This is a genomic window from Clostridium sp. (genome assembly GCF_036569345.1).
In the GTDB taxonomy this organism is placed as follows: Bacteria; Bacillota; Clostridia; order Clostridiales; family Clostridiaceae; genus Clostridium_AD.
In genome coordinates this window covers 1-17,197 of record NZ_DATCQT010000163.1, presented here as the reverse complement: position 1 = coordinate 17,197, position 17,197 = coordinate 1, and the positions used below count along the sequence as shown (strand labels likewise).

Genomic DNA, 17,197 nt, shown 5'->3' with positions numbered 1-17,197 from the left:
ATATTATATAATATAATAAGTAATAAACATAATTTATATATTTTAGCTGCCCTATAATTAATATGAAAACTTCCTCTGCAAACGGGGGCTCACAGAGGAAGTTCAAATTAGTTTATACGATTATTTCATTTTAATTTTAACATTTATTTGATTTAACTTTATTAATTTAGTAAAACGACTTATACCTAATAAAATCAATAATATTACTCAGAATGTTTTGGTTAAAATAATAATACTGAAAGATTTAATTCTTTCTTATATTAATATAATAAAGTTAATCTATGGCATTCAAATGGCAAACATATTAATAATGTGTGAACAGAAATTGTTTTTAAGTTTAATATTTAATTTACACTTATTTATTTGCTTCTAATTTTAACAAATGCTACATAAAATTAACAGAGATTCGTCAATATTCATAGTATAATTAACATGTACAATTTAATATTATCCTATTAGTTATTCTAGTTAAATATAAGGAGGTTTTTATATGCTTAACGGTGCTAAGATTAGAGAAATAAGATTAAAAAAATCTTTAACGAGCAAAGATATATCAACTTTATCACGAAATTTAAATGTACAGGTATCCCAAACTTATTTAGAAGAACTAGAACGTGGGAGCAAACAAAATCCATCATTTAATATTATTGAAACTATTGCAACTATTTTATGTGTTAATATAGACGAACTTAGAACAAGTTAAATAAATGAAAAAAGCTAATTGACTGTATTTTGTTAACTAGCTTTTTTAGTTGTTTACATAATTATATTACCTTTTATTTCCAAGGAAATAATTTCAATATTTAATTTTGAAGCTTTAGTATTTGCTGTATAATAAATTAAGAATCTATTTCTCTACAATTCCACTCTTTAAAAAATTGATCCAAATATTCTTCCATAAATTCATGTCTTTGTATTGCCATAGATTTACCTGATTCAGTATTCATTAAATTCTTTAATAACAAGAGTTTTTCATAAAAGTGATTTACCGTTGTACCAACACTTTTCTTATATTGTTCAAAATCCTTATATTTTTGAGGTTTGATATTAGGATTGTGTAGTTCTCTTTCTTTAAACCCCCCATAAGCAAAAGCTCTTGCAATTCCTATAGCACCTAAAGCATCTAATCTGTCTGCATCTTGAACAACCTTTCCCTCCTTAGTTTTTTGATCTGCGTTTGTTGTGCCACCTTTAAACGACATAGTTTCTATTATCTTGGTTACGCTATTAATAGTATTACCATCTACCCCTAAGCTTTCTAACCACTCTCGAGAAACCTTAGGTCCAATGTCAATACTTTCATCAGTGAATTTCCAATCAGCAATATCATGTAATAATGCCGCTAAACCTACGATGTATAAATTGGCATTCTCTTTTTCACCTAAATAAATAGAAGTTTTGTAAACTCTCAAAGTATGCCACCAATCATGGCCTGTGACTTCTCCTCCTAGTTTGTTTTTTACATATACTTTTGTTTTAATTATAATTAATTCCTTTTCCATAAAATCTCCTCCTATATTTATTGTTTAAGTTACTACCAATTAAACATGATCGCAATTAATAGTAATATTATATTTGTTATGTTTATTAATGCAAAATTTTTCACTGATAAAACGAAGGTTTCATTTTTAATAGGTTTTTGACTAAACAAATTTATATTTTTATTCAAAGGTATTATAGTTAAAATTACAAATAAAGATATAACTGGTGAAACTTTTAATAAAACTAAAATGATAATATCTAGGTATGAAATGTAATATAAGGTTCTAAATAATTTAATTGCATTTTTCTTTCCTAGATAGTAAGGTAACGTATATCTATTATTTGTTATATCCTCTTTTAGATCACAAATATTATTAGCAAGCATAATATTTGCTATACCACTCATTGTAGGGATTGAAATTAAAATGATATAAAATACTTCCACTAGATTTATGCTGATGTTTAATAAATTATTATTAAATACCAAAGAAATTATATTTCTATCAAATATGTGTATGTAACAAGATAAAAACAAAATAATAAATCCCATAAATATTCCGGAAAATACTTCACCCAAGGGCATACGTGATATTGGAATAGGTCCATATGTGTAAAGTATGCCTGTCAAAAATGAAATAACTCCAATTAAAAGCACAAGTAAATTAGTGTTTAAAGTTAATAGAATTCCAAAAATAACGGCAATTAAAAGCAAAATAAAAATTATGCCTATAGCGGTGGATTCTTTGATGTCATATTTAACAATTCTATTTAAATGATTGTATCTATGCTCCTTTAAACTTTTTATGTAATCAATATAATTGTTTATTGCTGTAGTTGCCATGTCAAATGCTAATAATGAGATTCCCATGATAATAAAATTTTTCAAGTTAAAACTTTTGTATCTATAAAAAGAATAGAGTGTTCCTACTATAAAAGGTATCATACTGGCCAATTTTGTTTGAATTTCAATGAAGTTAAGTAAATTAGTTAAAGACAATTTTAAACCCTCCTACTGAATAATTCCTAATTAGAAGCAAGTAATGTAATTTTATTGTTGATTTAATTGTAGCATGTTTTTAAAATTCCTGAATTAGCTTAAAATAATTAATTTGAATTCATTTTAAGAAAATAAGATTTATATCTTGTTTGACTTTAAAAATAATTCATGATAATATCATTGTAAACATAAAACAAAAATATGGTTTACAATGATTCTAATATTATGTTATGTTTAATTAAACAATAACATTGCTTAACTTTAATTTTTAAGGGGGAAGTATTTTGAATTTATCTACACGAGATCTAATAATTACTGCTTTATTTACATCACTGACAGCCGTGGGCGCATTTATTGCTATTCCTATAGGCCCTGTTCCTATAACCCTTCAAAGTCTGTTTGTTGTTTTATCTGGTCTTATTTTAGGGGCTAAGTTAGGCGCTTTATCTCAAATCACATATATTATTTTAGGTTTAATTGGATTACCTGTTTTTTCTGGTGGAAATGGCGGATTAGGCGCAATAGCAAGACCTAGCTTTGGGTTTTTAATGGGTTACGTTGTTGCAGCTTATGTAATTGGCAAGCTTACTGAAAAAAACAAGTCTCTGTCAAAAATAGTATATTCTGTTATACTCGGAAGTATTGTAATTTATATAATTGGAGTACCTTACTTTTATTTCATTTTTACAAGTTATTTAGGGAAAAGTATAAATTTCTATGGTGCTCTTAAATATGCTTGCTTACCATTTATTCCTGGTGATATTATAAAAGCAGTTATAGCAATATCTTTAGCTAAACAATTAATTCCTAGGTTATCAAAGTATTCAAATAAAAATTAATAAATATCAGTTTTTAGTATTTTAGGAAATAACTATAGTTATTTCCTTTTTAATACTTACATAATATTATATTACTATTCCCAGGTTGTCCATATTTCTGGAACATACCCAACGGTAGCCTCTTTTCCATTTCGTACAATAGGAGTCTTAAAAAGTTGTGGATTATTTAATAAAATATCTTCTTTAGTCTCTTCTCCTCTAATTTGGTCTAGATTTAATTTTTTATAATCCTTTGATTTTGTGTTGATTAAATTATTTAATCCTACAGAATTTTTTACGCTTTTTAGTTCCCCTTTACTTAGACCTTTAATATTTAAATCTATGAATTGATATTTTATATTTCTTTCTTTAAAATATCTTTCAGTTTTTTTGGTATCAAAACACTTTCTGGTTCCAAAAAATTGAATATTCATTTGTGTTAGATCTCCTTAAAATATATTTGTTTATTCTTTATGCTACCATTAATTAAAGCATTGGTCACTATTAATTAGAAATTTATAATATTATTATTCCTAATATTACTGTAGCAACTATTCCACATGTCACAGGAATAATATTCTTCCTAGCAACATCAAAAGGCTCAACCTTACAAATTCCTGCTGCAGCAACCACACTCCAAGGAATTATAGTTCCTCCACCTATCCATATGGTGATGATTTGACCAAATGCTGCAACCTTTTCTTTGTCTATATTAATAGCAGTTGAAAAGGTATTAGCTAGGGTACCAACAAGAGGAAGCCCCGCAAAACCTGAGCCACTAAGCCCAAGAAGAGTGCTGACTGCTGTTTGTATACCTATAACAGAGTATTTAGATAGAGGCACCTTGCTTGCTGCATACATTCCTATGTCACTTAAAATACCACTAGCACCCTTTCCTAATATAGCAGTTGCTGTAGCTTCACTTCCTAAAAAAAAGAAAGCACCTATAACTATAATTGGTGCAAAAATGTTTATGCCAAAAGTGAAACCATTTTTAATATATTTAGTAACCGACCCTAATGATGTTTTAAAATCAGAATAAATTATAGATGAAATTATTGTTATTATTGCAGCGCTCCCACCTATCAAAGCTGTAGATTCTGAGCCTATGAATTGTAATTTTTTTATAATTATAATATCGATTATAAATACTAAAGGAGTGATTATTGCCATTATTGTTGTTCCTATTGACTGTTTTTTTATAGATTTTTTACTTTTATTTAATGATTCACAAGTCTTGATTTCCACTATGCCCTCATCCTTTTTCATAAGTATAAATGCTATAGTTATAGTAACTATACTCATTACGCCCCAAAATGGTAGGCATTGTTTAATAATTCCTAATGCATTAGGTAAATTTGCAGTCTTAGCAGTTATTGATGGAGCGGCTTGAAGAACAAAATCACTTGATAAAGCTACCCCATTGCCAAATATACATAAAACTACTGCAGACCATACAGGTGATAATCCCGATTGTATTGCAGCAGGCACCATTAAAGCACCTATAAAAACAACTGCCGGTGTTGGCCAAATAAACCATGAAGTCAAAGTCACAGTAGAACCTAGAACGAAAAAAGACATTGTTTTATTTATCATTAATTTTTTCATAGGTCTTATAATTAGTTCATCTGCACCCATATCATTTAATGCACTTGACATTGCATTGACTAATGCAATAACAACAACTATTTCAATAAATTCTTTTCCAGATATAACTACTGCCATAAATATAATTTGTACAGCCTTAATTATATCTCCTGTAAAAATATAACCTATTATTCCAATGCCTAATATACAAGGAAGCATTACATCTTTTTTAAATGCAATTATTATTATAATTATAAGAATGATGATAATATACGCATAATGAATTAGACCTAAATTTACCATGTATTTTTATTCCTCCTATGTATGATACTGTACATACTGATATTTAATATATTAAATAAATTAATTAACTGTTTTAAAAATTGGTACCTTCTAAATAGTTACATTTTAAAATCCATTGCATTGAGTATATGCAATATTCAAAGAAAATAATCAATTTTCATTGTTAGCGAATGAGATAAAAATATGTAATTTATAACTGAGAAACATTTTGGACATGACTTTAACTATAATTTATGATAAACTTTGACTAACAAAAAATATTCAACTAAATGATATTTTTAAAACAGGAGGTTAACAGTTAATAACTGTTATTTACTTGCAAATATAAGTAAGGAGGCAAAGATGTTAAAAATTTGGGGTAAATTAATTAAAGATAATAGAATTGTTATGGATGAGGTGTCAATGTCAGAAATAGAAGATAGTTACCAAGAAAATTTAAAAAAGTGTATATCTGAATTATGTTACAAATTTGATACATCCACACCGTACTGGCTGAAGTCAAATATCAGTGAATATAATAGAAGACATAAAACCAGCTTTGACGAAAATAATTTTATCGATGAAATTCATTTTGATAAATTTATCATAGAAGAATTAAAACCAAACGAAAAATAATGCACTCCCATATTGCTGCCATTGAAATTTTTAAGTTGTAATTTTACATAAAAACAAGAATTCCATTAGTTTTGAACTATATTAAATTTAGAATAAAAAAGCAGCAGAACTTATAATTCTACTGCTGCTTTTTTATTTTCATCTTCATCATAAAAATCTAGATACGAATAATTAACTCCGTTTTTTTGCCATCCTAAAATAGAATCCATATTAATATTTTGAGCAGATCTAAAAATAGATTTATCAACACCAATAAAGGTTTTCTTTAGCTCTTTAATTAAATCTTTAATTTCATTGCGTTTATTACCTATCTTTTTGGCTGCGACCATGCAAGCACAATTAAGTGGCCAGATACCACTACTTTGAGTGAAACTTTCAATATATTCTTCTTCTATATAATAAAGAGGACGAATTAATTCCATCTTCTCAAAATTTTTTGATTTTAGTTTTGGAAGCATAGTTTTAAAGTTCCCTGAGTAAAGTACATTTAACATAGTGGTTTCAATTATATCATTAAAATGGTGACCAAGGGCGAGTTTATTACAACCTAATTCTTTTGCCTTTGCATATAATGCTCCTCTGCGCATTTTGGCACACATGTAACAAGGATAATCCTTTGCTATGTTATCAATTATATCAAAAACCCTTGATTCAAATATTTTAACTGGAATATTTAAATATTTACAATTATCAAGTAATAGTTCTTTTATATTTTTATGATATCCAGGATCCATGGCAATATACTCTAGATCAAAAGTAACATTACCATGATGTTGTAGCTCTTGAAATAATTTAGCCAATATTATGCTATCCTTGCCTCCTGAGATAGCTACAGCAATTTTATCACCTGATTCAACTAAATTGTAATCCTTTATAGCTTTAACAAATTTTGTCCAAATAGGTTTTCTATAACCTGTTATAAGACTACGTTCTATTTCCTCTAATGGTTTTCGCTCATTTAACGGAACTAAGATTTCACAACCTTCTCCTGCAATACTACTCATAATATCACCCCTCTTATACATTAGGATATTATAACATATTTAAGAGGCCTTTGTCTTTGCAAAGTAATATATGCAAATATATAATTCTATTTAAAGGGAAAATTTATGTCACTCGTAAAAATAGAATCATTAAAATCAGTAAATTCTTCAAAACATTCTTCTGTAGTACCAAAGGTTTCTTTTAAATTAGTAAGATCTATTTCATCTTCACCTATTATCTTTAACTCCATAAGAGTTGTGACACCAAAGCTAACAACATTTTCAAGGATCTTTGGAGTAGTTGTAAATTTTGTAGTAGTTATAATATTAAGTTGAAGTTCTTCTAATTCAAGGTCTTTTGGAATATTTAAAAAAACATCTATAGGTTTTTCAAAAAAACCATTAATGATGTTATGATTACAATTTTCTAAATAGTTAATTGTATAGTTAACCCTTACAATAAATTTAATATTTGACAACCCAGATATTGTAGATAAACGACTCCTAAGTTCTGAGTTTTGCACAATTAAGCCTGATTCAAATTTTATTTTTTGAAAAATATAAATAAAATCTTTATATTTGCTTAAGTTAATATTGATAAAAGGAAAATTAAGTTTTTCATTATAGGTCGAAAATATTTTTTTAGCTATTATAGTTATTTTCTGATTATCTTGTTGTAAATCATTTATTTCAACTGGTGGAACGTATGTATAAGGTAAAATCAGTGAAATAATATCATAAGGCTGACTATTAAGTGTGTTCATCAGAATTGAACCAATTAAAGAATTTGATTTTAAATCTATTATATCAATTCCACCATAACCTTCGTTGTTCCTATTAGTAACCAAGAGTTTAGTCTTATCCTCAGTTATAAAAAGATTTGTAGGTTCAGGTTTTGAGGTAAGAATAAAACTATAGCATTCATAATTAGGAATATCTATTAAGTCAATTCTGTTTAACCCTAAATTTGATGCGTAAATGGTATTCTCTTTTAAAACCATTCCAGCTATTAAAGATCCTTTAGGTAAAATTAATTTGGTAAATTCTTTTGATATAATATCTATATTTAATATACTATCCAGCATTGAAATATAAACTTTTTTATCATCTTCAGATATTAAAATATAAGTCGGGTTAATTCCTAAATTTGTAAATATATCTATAAGCTTATAATTATCTGTCCTATAAATTCGTAATTCCATCAGTAATGTATCTAATACATAAAGCTTAGACCCTTCTTTATTAAGTCTTAAATCAATAATCGCCGAGAGCCCTTTAATGTGTCCTACTAATTTCGCAAAGTTCATATCATAGATATTGACCTCAAAGGTATTGGAAACATATATTCTATTATTTATTGTATCAATTTGGAAATTACCATTATTAGGAATAGAGTTTTCTAATATTTCACCACTGGTACAATTAACAAATGAAATAGTATTACTCATCTCACAGGCAACACAAATAGTATTATTATCTTTTATTGCTAATTTAAATGGCCTTTTCCCCACAATTATTTCTTTTAATACAGTATTGCAAAGACCGTCAATTATAGTCAATATGCCAGTTTTAATATTTGAAACAAAATAAAAACTATTTCGAATAATTGCATCTATTTTAATCACGCCCTTTATACTTCTTAATAGAAAATATGCGCTGATGATGTAAAATATGCTTAAACATAATAAAGGATTTGGAAATTCCAAATCCTAAAAAACATATCTATTATTTTAGACCTTTTCGTAATTATCATATCTCCCTTTTTTGACAATTAGGTATATACCTTTTGGTTTTATATTTATTTTTCTGATTTCGTCTCTAACAATATTCATATAAACTTCTTTAAATTTAATGGATTGACTGCAACCATAGGATATAATTATAGGAGTTGATACTAATTCAATATTACAAGATTTATTTAGAAGTCTTTGGTACAAAAGCGTTGCAGCATTATGACCTGGATAAACAACTAAATATTCATTTTCTTCTGCTTTCATTATTTAACACATCTCCCTTATGGATAAATAGTTTAAAAATTAATTTCATAATAAATAGAATATTAGACTACTCCATAATATGAAAAGATGCGGTTAATGTGTTTGTTATTTGTTAGCTCTCTTTCTTAAAATTCTATCTACAATTCCTATGTTTTTTTCGCGATGTAAATCTTCTTTCAACTCCTCCTTTTCACTAGTTAACTCCTGTAATCTAGTTTTCAATTCAGTTACAACATTATCTTTGGACATTTTCTGTTTTTTCAAACCTTCATATTCACTTGTAAGTTGTAATGATTTATTTTTTAAGTCATCTATTACTTCATCTTTGGATACTTTTTCTATCTCCATTACTTCTAATTTTTTTATAGAAGTTTGTTGTATTTCAGCTATTATATTTAATTTTTCTTCAGCTTTTCTTTTTGCATTAGTAAGCTTATAAAAATTATCATCCGATTCCTCTAAAATTCTTAGTTTTTGCTGATATTTTATTTGTAAATCTATTAGTTTTCTTTCTAAATCTTTATTTATTTTTTGTAAAACCAAAAGTTCCTCCTGTATTTTAACTTTACTTGCTTGAACATCAGACTCTAATTTAAGTGCTGTCTCTACTTTAATTAGTTCAGGTAATTCACTTCTATTGTCATTATTTTTAACATTAGGTAATAATAAATTTATTTCAGGAGGGTTAGTTGCTAGTATATATTTACAATTTATGTTATTATATTTATTACTTAACGCTAAAAATTTATATTTTGAAATCTCATTGTTTAATTCGGTATAACATAAAAATGGTTCACTCCATTGATTTTTATAGGATGAAGCGAATACATTTTTGCCTTCAGCCCATATAGCGCAAAGGACTCCACTAACTTCAACTAATAAAAAATTAGTTGGCGTATCAATGCACTCATGAATTTTATAGCTTTTCATTTTTCCATCATGTTCAATTAATACATGTTCTAAAAAATGCAAAGAGCCTTCCTTAGACAAATTCATTATATTTATTTTATCTAACAGCAATAATGAGCAAAAGTTAATGCTATTACCAATAACTCCATACAATCTTCTTGGAACACTCCATTTATTAATTTTATATTCTGTAATATTTATTACTACTTCATTATTTATATGTTTAACAAATATTAAAGATAAATCACCATTTTCTAAATTTTGCACTTCATAATGGCAAAAAACCTCTTTTAAAAATGGAATTATAACAATTGTATTAAATAAACTTTCATCCTTATTTAAGCAGAAATGCATTAAAGAACATTTATTTTTATTTATATTATTTTTGCCAATGAAAAATATATGAATTATTTTGCCAATGTTAGTTACATTTAATTCAGTCATTTCATAGTTTTCATTTTCAAAACTATAAACGGTCTTTCCAAACCATTTATTTTCTTCCCAAATGCAATATTTAAGAGCGCTGCTTTTAACACTATATATTATATAAATTTTGTTATCTTTATCAAGATTAACCTTGAAATCCAAAACTTCTTTATCAATTTTGTTTTCTTTAGTCCATTTATTATCATCGTACATAATGCTGTACATTAAATCCCGATTATCATTTACATAGAATCTCCATATATGACCATCACCATCATAAAATAAACATGGACTACATATTATCATATTACTCATCTCCTTATACAAATTATATTTTATTATAAAGTAATATATGTCTTAATAGTTAATATTAGAGCCTTATATTAAAATACTTGCGGTATATATTATTCTATAATATTGAGCCAACAATTAAAAACTATTTGTATTTATAATCAAGTATAACAAACATAACCATAGGTACATACATACTATACAAGGAACATGAATTATAAGTGTAATACTTGATATACAAGGAGGATATTTATGGCTATTACTCGTGAAGAGTTTATTCCAAGACCTGGTATTGTAAATAAAGAAGGACAACTTCCTGATCCAGATGAGTTAGTTTGCGTTGAAATTCCAAAAGTTTTTGATGAATGTCTAATTAAAAGATGTATAGTTTATAATTGTGGACCGGATACAGCATTTACAGATAAAGAGTTAAGAGGTGGCCCCATTAAAAACCCGAAAACATTTTTAAGGTGCAGTGATTTTAAGTTAACCCTTATTTCAGTAGAGAAAATCCCACTAAAGAATAATTCTAGTTATAAGAAAATAATAGTTTGCTTTCAACTTTCATTTTATGCATATTTTTTAAACTGTAATGGAGAGAATGTAAGCGAGTACTTTGAAATTAATCGTACAGAAATTATACCAAAGCTATATTGCCCAGATTCAATAGCACAAATATCTTCTACACTTGTGCCTACTGGCATATCTAGTGATTTTGATTCTGAAATTATAAAACTTGAAATGGTAACAGAATGTTTGGATGGAATCTTTTCCAAAGATGATGAATGTAATGATTTTTTAGATATAACTTTAGGATATCATCTTATTGTAAAATGTGAACTAATTGTTCAATTATTAATTCCTGCCTATGGTTATTGCCCAGTACCTAAGCAATGCGAAGAGGAACCTGAAGAAGATCCTTGTGAAAAATTCAACAGGGAACCAGTTCCAAAATTCTTCCCAGATCAAAAGCTTAAACCCTTATTTGATTTTGAATGTGACAACTAGGAACAAGTAATTTAATTGCTTATGATGTAGCTACTAAAACAATATTTATAAAAAGAAAATACTTTCGAAAATAATAGTACAAACCTACTGTTATTACTCCTAGTGTTATTATTTAGGTAAAAAGGCTCCATAAAAAGAGCCTCTTTATAATATTAGAGTCCATATCTAAAGTATTTGCATAGAATAAGATTAGATAATTTTAAATTAGAAACTGTCAATTAATGTTTAGAAACTATTTATATAAATTAACAAATATAACAATCACAACTTATAGGTAACTGCATACTATAAAATAGAGAACACGAATTTGAAGTGTATCACTTAACATAAAAGGAGGATAATTTATGGCTATTACGCGTGATGAATTTATTGCAAGACCTGGCATTATTAACAAACAAGGGCACCTTCCTGATCCATCAGAATTGGTATGCGTTGAAATTCCAAAAGTTTTTGACCAGTGCCTAATTAAAAGATGTTTAGTTTATGCATGCGGACCGGATACGGTAGATACAGATAAAGAGTTAAGAAGTGACCCTCTTGATGACCCAAGGGTATTTACAGGATGTAGGGACTTTCAACTAAGGCTTATTTCTGTAGAGAAAATTCCACTAAAGAAAAACCCCAGTTTTAAGAAAGTAATAGTTAGCTTTGTAATTTCATTTTATGCAGATTTTATAAATTGCAATGGAGAGACAAAATCTGAGTTCTATGAAATCAATCGTACAGAAGTTATACCCAAGTTATATTGTCCAGATTCAATAGCACAAATATCTGCTACCACAGTGCCTACTGGCATATCCAGTGATCTTGATTCTGAAATTATAAAACTTGAATTAGTAGCAGAATGTTTAGATGGGGTTTTTAGCAAGGATGATTGTAATGATACTGTTTTAGATATAACTTTAGGATTCCATCTTATTGTAAAATGTGAATTAATTGTTCAACTTTTAATTCCCGCATATGGTTATTGCCCTGTTCCTTGCCAATGCGAAGATCATATTGAAGAAGATCCTTGTGAAAAATTTGAGCGGGCACCAGTTCCAAAGTTCTTTCCTGATCAAAATCTTAGACCCTTATTTGATGACGAATGTGAAGATGAAGATTAAATAAATTTTAGAAAAATAATTAATAACTAGAACATTTATAGGTCCAATTCATATATTGTAATATAAGAATTCCAAATTACCTGGCTCAAATATAAGTTCTTTGGAATTCTTTTTACTCAACTATTATGAATTAAAATTTAGGAGGAATCAATATATGAATTCAATGTCAAAAGGTTATTCTGAAAAAGATTGTGGCTGTAAAAAAGAAAAAGAAAAAGAAGCTGAAGTTTTATTAAAATGTAAGACTGGAACCCCAATAACAGTGACATTAGGGGATGATGCTACTACCAATACAGTTAGCACTCTTACTTTAAAGACATCGCATTTTAATGATCCATGCATTAAGCTTGAATTTGCAAGTAATATAGTTGCTGCACCAGAGGATGGTAAGGATTTAACCCTTAATTTCCAAGTGTTTAAGAAATGTAAAGGTGAAACAGATGCAAGCAAAATTGGACCTGTATGGACATTTGCTAGAGCTGGACAATTGAAGAATACTACTGATACATTTACTTTCATAGTTTGTGATTGTGATTGTGATTGTGATTGTGATAAAGATGATTGCTGCACCTATTCTGTAGTTGTAACTACTCCTGCTGGAGGCAAGGGAGTTGCTAATATTAATAATCCAATACTTTCAGCTATAGTAGTGGAAAAAAACAACCGTTGCCAATAGTACTATAATATATAAAAAAGGTCCTATAAAAAGGACCTTTTTTCATGTATATCTTTTAATGCTTTAATAAGTTTTTCAATATCCTCTAAATTATTAAAATACCCTGGACTTATTCTAACTGTTCCTCGACCACTTGTACCAATTATTTGATGTATTAGTGGTGCACAGTGAAATCCTGTTCTTACTGCTATTCCTCTTTTATTTAGGAGGGTTCCGACCTCAGACACATCTACATTATCTATATTTAAAGAAACAACTGCTGCTCTATCTTTATAATCACAACCTCCATAAATTTTAATATAAGATAATTTACACAGTTCTTTTAATAAATATTCCACTAACATAATTTCATGTTTTCTTATATTATCTATTCCAACTTTTTGAATAAACTTTATACCCTCGCATAGTCCTGCTATTCCAGGTGTATTTAGGGTTCCACTTTCAAATTTATCAGGTATAAAATCGGGTTGCCTCATAGACATGGATTCACTTCCGGTTCCACCCTGAATAAATGAATCAATATATATCCCTTCTCTTATATACAAACCGCCTGTTCCCTGAGGTCCATACAGCCCTTTATGACCAGGGAAAGCTAATAAGTCAATATTGTCACATTCTACATCTATCGGGATCACTCCTGCACTCTGAGATGCATCAACCATGAAGAGTATTCCGGCTTCTTTCGCAATCTCTCCTATAGCTCTTATATCTTGAACCGTTCCTAATACATTTGAAGTATGGTTTATTATTATTGCTTTGGTATTTCTACGTATCTTCTTTTTTAGATTATTAAGGTTCAAGTATCCATTTTCATCAACACCAAGAAGAGTAAATGTTATTTCTCTTTCACTTAGATAATTTAATGGCCTAAGAACTGAGTTATGTTCAATAACTGTACTAATAACATGGTCTCCTGGCTTTAATATTCCTTTTATACCAATATTAAGTGATTCAGTAGCATTACATGTAAAAATAATATTTAATAAATTAGGAATGTTGAAAAATTCACTTAACTCTTGTCTGGTCTCCATAATTTTAGATGAAGCCTTAACTGCCATATCATGAGAACCTCTGCCTGGATTCGCAGCATAATTTTCCATGCATATTAATACTTCAGAATATACTTCAGGTGGCTTTGGAAAACTTGTTGCAGCATTATCAAGATAGATCATAAAATCCTCCATTTGTAATTTATTATTCATACAATATAAATATTTTGAAATGCAGAAAATTATGCTTAATAAATTATTAATCTTTTTTTATATTAACACAATTTTCGATTTGTAATGTTAAATTTGATATGGTAATGGTCAAAATAATAACAAAAAAATGAGCCCTCAAAATCGGAGCTCATTTTTCTATATATTAGTAAATTTACTATTATCTTATAAAGACTATTTTAAATATATGTTTCTATCGGTCAAATAAGCCACCAGTTTTTTTAGTGCTTCTTGCAGCTTTTTTTTGTTTTCCTATTACTTTTTCAGGTCTTGAAATTCCACCTTGTTCTGAACTTTTCTTTTTCTTTTCTTCAATAATTTTTTTCATCATTTCAATATTATTACTTGACATAAAGTTTTCCTCCTTTTGTATCAAATTAAGAATGTTAAATACTATAGAATTTATGTTTGAATTTATATTTTATAAATTTATATTTTCTACACTCAAACTCAACTTGTTGTTTTCTCTACTAATCAGTTTATCTTAATTCTTTTAGGATTTCAACTTAATATTGAAAGATAATAATATTTTTTTATTAATATGTATATTTAACCAACAAAATATTGTGTATCTTAATCTAATTAACTATTAATTGGTTAAATTACCCAACTTAATTAGTATATTTCTATATCCTTGTTTTATAATTACGTTATCGTATAAATCTTCGAAGGCTACTAAATCAATTTCAAAGTTTAATGCTTTTATATAATTTATCCCATAAAGTTTTATAATAAACATCTCATAATCCTCTTTTATTAAAGTATAATGCCTTTCATCGTAATGATAACCTTTTGTATCATTATTCAATTTTTCTATTATTCCATATAATTGATATATATAACTCATTTCTTTTAAACTAAAGACTTTTGATAAAGCTACAATGGATTCAGCGTAATTAACGTTCATTGGTATAGGATAAATACTAATATTATTTTTCTCTTCAAATTCTTTTAGCATTCTTATGCTTTGAAATAAAGTGGTACATATATCTAATCGAATTATAGTTGCATACTCACTAAGCTTTAAAGCCTTATTTCCCTCCCGATACTCCCTATTAGCTGTTTCGATTTTACATTGCGTTTCAATTGCCATACCAGTAGAGTTTTTATTTATAAACCAGCTAAAAACACCGCCTAAGATGGCACCAATTATAATAGATGTAGAGGATATTATTGGGTTCAAAAGATTAGCAGGTATGAATGATAATGAGTCTAACATCCCAATTTCTCCTTTCTAGAATATTCTTTTATACTATATAGTTTCCATACAGAACTATTTTATTCTTTAAACCTTGCATAATTTTACCTTATACTAATGATCTTTTAAATTATATTTTTTTATATAGGAATTAAGTAATTAAAATATATTTTGACAAGACAATGGTAATTAGAGTATTGTGGGTATATAAACTTATATTAAAAAATATGAAAGTAATAATAAGTTTTAAGTAATTTTTTAAAAGGAGACTACAAAATCATGAATACGCAAAGTGATAACAGAGGACAAATAAGAAATAATATACCTATAGGTATTACTGTAGACGTTGTATTAAAAAAAGACCAAAGAACAACTAAACTAACAAGAGGTGTAGTAAAAAGGTTGTTAACCAACTCGGCAGTACATCCAAGGGGTATAAAAGTAATGCTTGAAGATGGTCAGGTAGGCAGAGTTCAAGCTATTATATCAAAATAAAAATTCGTTATTGTCAGTTAAAAGCCAATTTACTTTTACACTAAGTTTTCGATGGTAAATTGACTTTTATATTTTAATTCAAATTGGGCTTGTATTTTAAACTAAAATGATGTATACTTATAAAGTTACCTAGTAAAAATTAATTATTTACAAAGCTATAAGAAATTTGCTGATATTTTGCAAAGATCGGGTCATTAAACTACTTATCAAAAGAAAAGACATGAATTTTAAAATTTCAATTCTTAAGTTCTTACCCTTTTCATTCTAAAATTTCTTAATGAATCCCTTATTAAAATTTTGTCGAATAACCTACTGATAACACTATAACAATTAATAGCTGTTTTATTTTCCCACTGTAGACTATCTAGGAGGTGTTTAAATGAGAAAAGATGAATTATTTGTAATTACAGAAGATGTAATCAATGAATGTCTAGAATGTTTGGACTAATAACAAAAAAGCAAATCTATCACTAATACAGTTCTGGTGAAGGTTTCTTTTTTTTCTATAAATTTAATTGTAAAATATTAACTTTAATGTTTATATTAGAGATTATATATGGATCCTCAACATATAATTTATTATTCTAAATAAATATTGTAACAAATAGAGGAAATCTGTTTTAAATAGAGAATATGTCATTAGTAGAGATTATTTACTTGAAAAGGAGTGTTTATAATGTTAACGATTTCTTTTATTAGTGGTGAGACGGAACTATTTGATTTAAAACAATCTGAAAGTGATCTGTTTAAAAGTTGGTTTTATAATTTTGAAAACTCCAGGCCTCACGAAATTAATGTAATGGGTAAAAAATATTTGTTTAACAAAAAAGCCATAGCATACATTGAGATAGAGCCTTAGGTTCTGAGATATACTAAATAAATGAATAATTCTTGACATGAATTAAAATGAAATAGAAAAACCTGCATTCTCTTAAGAATGCAGGTTTTTTCAGACTGTTGACAAACATAAAATGTAAAACACTCTAATAAATTGGAGTGTTTTTTTTGTAGGCAAAAAGGATTTTGGACCATCAATGTCGAATATATAGAGTATACAAACTTTGTAACTCGGAGGTCTTAATTATG

At 27.6% G+C, this 17,197-nt stretch carries 19 protein-coding genes; 8 read left to right on the top strand and 11 right to left on the bottom strand.

The genetic code is table 11. The features are described 5' to 3' along the window. The first annotated feature begins 490 nt into the window (after positions 1-490). Complete coding sequence (locus VIM70_RS16275; RefSeq protein ID WP_331946828.1) at positions 491-703, top strand: helix-turn-helix transcriptional regulator; 213 nt, start codon at positions 491-493, stop codon at positions 701-703. A gap of 136 nt (positions 704-839) precedes the next feature. Here the strand turns inward: VIM70_RS16275 and VIM70_RS16270 are convergent, their stop codons facing one another. After that, positions 840-1,502 (bottom strand): HD domain-containing protein, encoded by a 663-nt coding sequence (locus VIM70_RS16270; protein WP_331946827.1) that lies wholly within the window; start codon positions 1,500-1,502, stop codon positions 840-842. A gap of 32 nt (positions 1,503-1,534) precedes the next feature. After that, positions 1,535-2,479: a 1,4-dihydroxy-2-naphthoate polyprenyltransferase gene (gene menA, locus VIM70_RS16265; protein ID WP_331946826.1), complete on the bottom strand. Its 945-nt coding sequence runs from the start codon at positions 2,477-2,479 to the stop codon at positions 1,535-1,537. Positions 2,480-2,763: 284 nt separating this feature from the next. Here menA and VIM70_RS16260 point away from each other — a divergent pair, with 284 nt between their 5' ends. Continuing rightward, positions 2,764-3,318 (top strand): biotin transporter BioY, encoded by a 555-nt coding sequence (locus tag VIM70_RS16260; RefSeq protein ID WP_331946825.1) that lies wholly within the window; start codon positions 2,764-2,766, stop codon positions 3,316-3,318. A gap of 74 nt (positions 3,319-3,392) precedes the next feature. On the opposite strand, the gene VIM70_RS16255 is transcribed toward VIM70_RS16260, so the two are convergent. Further along, a complete protein-coding gene (locus VIM70_RS16255; protein WP_331946824.1) occupies positions 3,393-3,731 on the bottom strand; it encodes an arsenate reductase family protein in 339 nt (112 codons plus the stop codon). Positions 3,732-3,813: 82 nt separating this feature from the next. After that, a complete protein-coding gene (locus VIM70_RS16250; protein ID WP_331946823.1) occupies positions 3,814-5,187 on the bottom strand; it encodes a hypothetical protein in 1,374 nt (457 codons plus the stop codon). 342 nt (positions 5,188-5,529) lie between these two features. Between VIM70_RS16250 and VIM70_RS16245 the strand changes: the two genes are divergently transcribed. Beyond that, positions 5,530-5,802 (top strand): hypothetical protein, encoded by a 273-nt coding sequence (locus VIM70_RS16245; protein WP_331946822.1) that lies wholly within the window; start codon positions 5,530-5,532, stop codon positions 5,800-5,802. Between the two features lie 110 nt (positions 5,803-5,912). Here VIM70_RS16245 and VIM70_RS16240 read toward each other — a convergent pair whose 3' ends face one another. The 4 genes from VIM70_RS16240 to VIM70_RS16225 form a co-directional block, all read right to left on the bottom strand. After that, positions 5,913-6,806, bottom strand: a complete 894-nt coding sequence (locus VIM70_RS16240) for a tRNA 2-thiocytidine biosynthesis TtcA family protein (protein ID WP_331946821.1) — start codon at positions 6,804-6,806, stop codon at positions 5,913-5,915. Between the two features lie 86 nt (positions 6,807-6,892). Then, positions 6,893-8,410 (bottom strand): hypothetical protein, encoded by a 1,518-nt coding sequence (locus VIM70_RS16235; RefSeq protein ID WP_331946820.1) that lies wholly within the window; start codon positions 8,408-8,410, stop codon positions 6,893-6,895. Between the two features lie 105 nt (positions 8,411-8,515). Then, complete coding sequence (locus VIM70_RS16230; RefSeq protein WP_331946819.1) at positions 8,516-8,782, bottom strand: putative Se/S carrier-like protein; 267 nt, start codon at positions 8,780-8,782, stop codon at positions 8,516-8,518. A gap of 105 nt (positions 8,783-8,887) precedes the next feature. After that, positions 8,888-10,423 carry a hypothetical protein gene (locus tag VIM70_RS16225; RefSeq protein WP_331946818.1) on the bottom strand — a complete coding sequence of 512 codons (1,536 nt, stop codon included), beginning with the start codon at positions 10,421-10,423 and terminating at the stop codon, positions 8,888-8,890. A gap of 237 nt (positions 10,424-10,660) precedes the next feature. On the opposite strand from VIM70_RS16225, the gene VIM70_RS16220 reads away from it, so the two are divergent. From VIM70_RS16220 to VIM70_RS16210, 3 genes are all read left to right on the top strand, one after another. Then, positions 10,661-11,416, top strand: a complete 756-nt coding sequence (locus VIM70_RS16220; protein WP_331946817.1) for a hypothetical protein — start codon at positions 10,661-10,663, stop codon at positions 11,414-11,416. 344 nt (positions 11,417-11,760) lie between these two features. Continuing rightward, positions 11,761-12,522 carry a hypothetical protein gene (locus VIM70_RS16215; RefSeq protein ID WP_331946816.1) on the top strand — a complete coding sequence of 254 codons (762 nt, stop codon included), beginning with the start codon at positions 11,761-11,763 and terminating at the stop codon, positions 12,520-12,522. 154 nt (positions 12,523-12,676) lie between these two features. After that, positions 12,677-13,198: a DUF4489 domain-containing protein gene (locus VIM70_RS16210; RefSeq protein WP_331946815.1), complete on the top strand. Its 522-nt coding sequence runs from the start codon at positions 12,677-12,679 to the stop codon at positions 13,196-13,198. 23 nt (positions 13,199-13,221) lie between these two features. Here the strand turns inward: VIM70_RS16210 and VIM70_RS16205 are convergent, their stop codons facing one another. The 3 genes from VIM70_RS16205 to VIM70_RS16195 all read right to left on the bottom strand — a co-directional run bounded on the left by VIM70_RS16205 (position 13,222) and on the right by VIM70_RS16195 (position 15,637). Further along, positions 13,222-14,370 (bottom strand): aminotransferase class V-fold PLP-dependent enzyme, encoded by a 1,149-nt coding sequence (locus VIM70_RS16205; RefSeq protein WP_331946814.1) that lies wholly within the window; start codon positions 14,368-14,370, stop codon positions 13,222-13,224. A gap of 241 nt (positions 14,371-14,611) precedes the next feature. Then, the gene (locus VIM70_RS16200; RefSeq protein ID WP_331946813.1) at positions 14,612-14,770 is read right to left on the bottom strand and encodes a hypothetical protein; all 159 of its coding nucleotides are present in this window, start codon (positions 14,768-14,770) and stop codon (positions 14,612-14,614) included. A 237-nt stretch (positions 14,771-15,007) separates the two neighbouring features. Beyond that, a complete protein-coding gene (locus tag VIM70_RS16195; RefSeq protein WP_331946812.1) occupies positions 15,008-15,637 on the bottom strand; it encodes a hypothetical protein in 630 nt (209 codons plus the stop codon). 258 nt (positions 15,638-15,895) lie between these two features. On the opposite strand from VIM70_RS16195, the gene VIM70_RS16190 reads away from it, so the two are divergent. Together VIM70_RS16190 and VIM70_RS16185 are read left to right on the top strand one after the other, a co-directional pair. After that, positions 15,896-16,111 carry a YwbE family protein gene (locus tag VIM70_RS16190; protein ID WP_165412807.1) on the top strand — a complete coding sequence of 72 codons (216 nt, stop codon included), beginning with the start codon at positions 15,896-15,898 and terminating at the stop codon, positions 16,109-16,111. Between the two features lie 676 nt (positions 16,112-16,787). Beyond that, positions 16,788-16,970: a hypothetical protein gene (locus VIM70_RS16185; protein WP_331946811.1), complete on the top strand. Its 183-nt coding sequence runs from the start codon at positions 16,788-16,790 to the stop codon at positions 16,968-16,970. Positions 16,971-17,197 lie beyond the last annotated feature (227 nt).

Excerpts from the sequence above, each read along its gene's own strand:
- VIM70_RS16275 (WP_331946828.1), top strand. The coding sequence starts at position 491 with ATGCTTAACGGTGCTAAGATTAGAGAAATAAGATTAAAAAAATCTTTA.
- VIM70_RS16270 (WP_331946827.1), bottom strand. The coding sequence starts at position 1,502 with ATGGAAAAGGAATTAATTATAATTAAAACAAAAGTATATGTAAAAAAC.
- VIM70_RS16255 (WP_331946824.1), bottom strand. The coding sequence starts at position 3,731 with ATGAATATTCAATTTTTTGGAACCAGAAAGTGTTTTGATACCAAAAAA.
- VIM70_RS16250 (WP_331946823.1), bottom strand. The coding sequence starts at position 5,187 with ATGGTAAATTTAGGTCTAATTCATTATGCGTATATTATCATCATTCTT.
- VIM70_RS16245 (WP_331946822.1), top strand. The coding sequence starts at position 5,530 with ATGTTAAAAATTTGGGGTAAATTAATTAAAGATAATAGAATTGTTATG.
- VIM70_RS16240 (WP_331946821.1), bottom strand. The coding sequence starts at position 6,806 with ATGAGTAGTATTGCAGGAGAAGGTTGTGAAATCTTAGTTCCGTTAAAT.
- VIM70_RS16230 (WP_331946819.1), bottom strand. The coding sequence starts at position 8,782 with ATGAAAGCAGAAGAAAATGAATATTTAGTTGTTTATCCAGGTCATAAT.
- VIM70_RS16225 (WP_331946818.1), bottom strand. The coding sequence starts at position 10,423 with ATGATAATATGTAGTCCATGTTTATTTTATGATGGTGATGGTCATATA.
- VIM70_RS16220 (WP_331946817.1), top strand. The coding sequence starts at position 10,661 with ATGGCTATTACTCGTGAAGAGTTTATTCCAAGACCTGGTATTGTAAAT.
- VIM70_RS16215 (WP_331946816.1), top strand. The coding sequence starts at position 11,761 with ATGGCTATTACGCGTGATGAATTTATTGCAAGACCTGGCATTATTAAC.
- VIM70_RS16210 (WP_331946815.1), top strand. The coding sequence starts at position 12,677 with ATGAATTCAATGTCAAAAGGTTATTCTGAAAAAGATTGTGGCTGTAAA.
- VIM70_RS16205 (WP_331946814.1), bottom strand. The coding sequence starts at position 14,370 with ATGATCTATCTTGATAATGCTGCAACAAGTTTTCCAAAGCCACCTGAA.
- VIM70_RS16200 (WP_331946813.1), bottom strand. The coding sequence starts at position 14,770 with ATGTCAAGTAATAATATTGAAATGATGAAAAAAATTATTGAAGAAAAG.
- VIM70_RS16195 (WP_331946812.1), bottom strand. The coding sequence starts at position 15,637 with ATGTTAGACTCATTATCATTCATACCTGCTAATCTTTTGAACCCAATA.
- VIM70_RS16190 (WP_165412807.1), top strand. The coding sequence starts at position 15,896 with ATGAATACGCAAAGTGATAACAGAGGACAAATAAGAAATAATATACCT.
- VIM70_RS16185 (WP_331946811.1), top strand. The coding sequence starts at position 16,788 with ATGTTAACGATTTCTTTTATTAGTGGTGAGACGGAACTATTTGATTTA.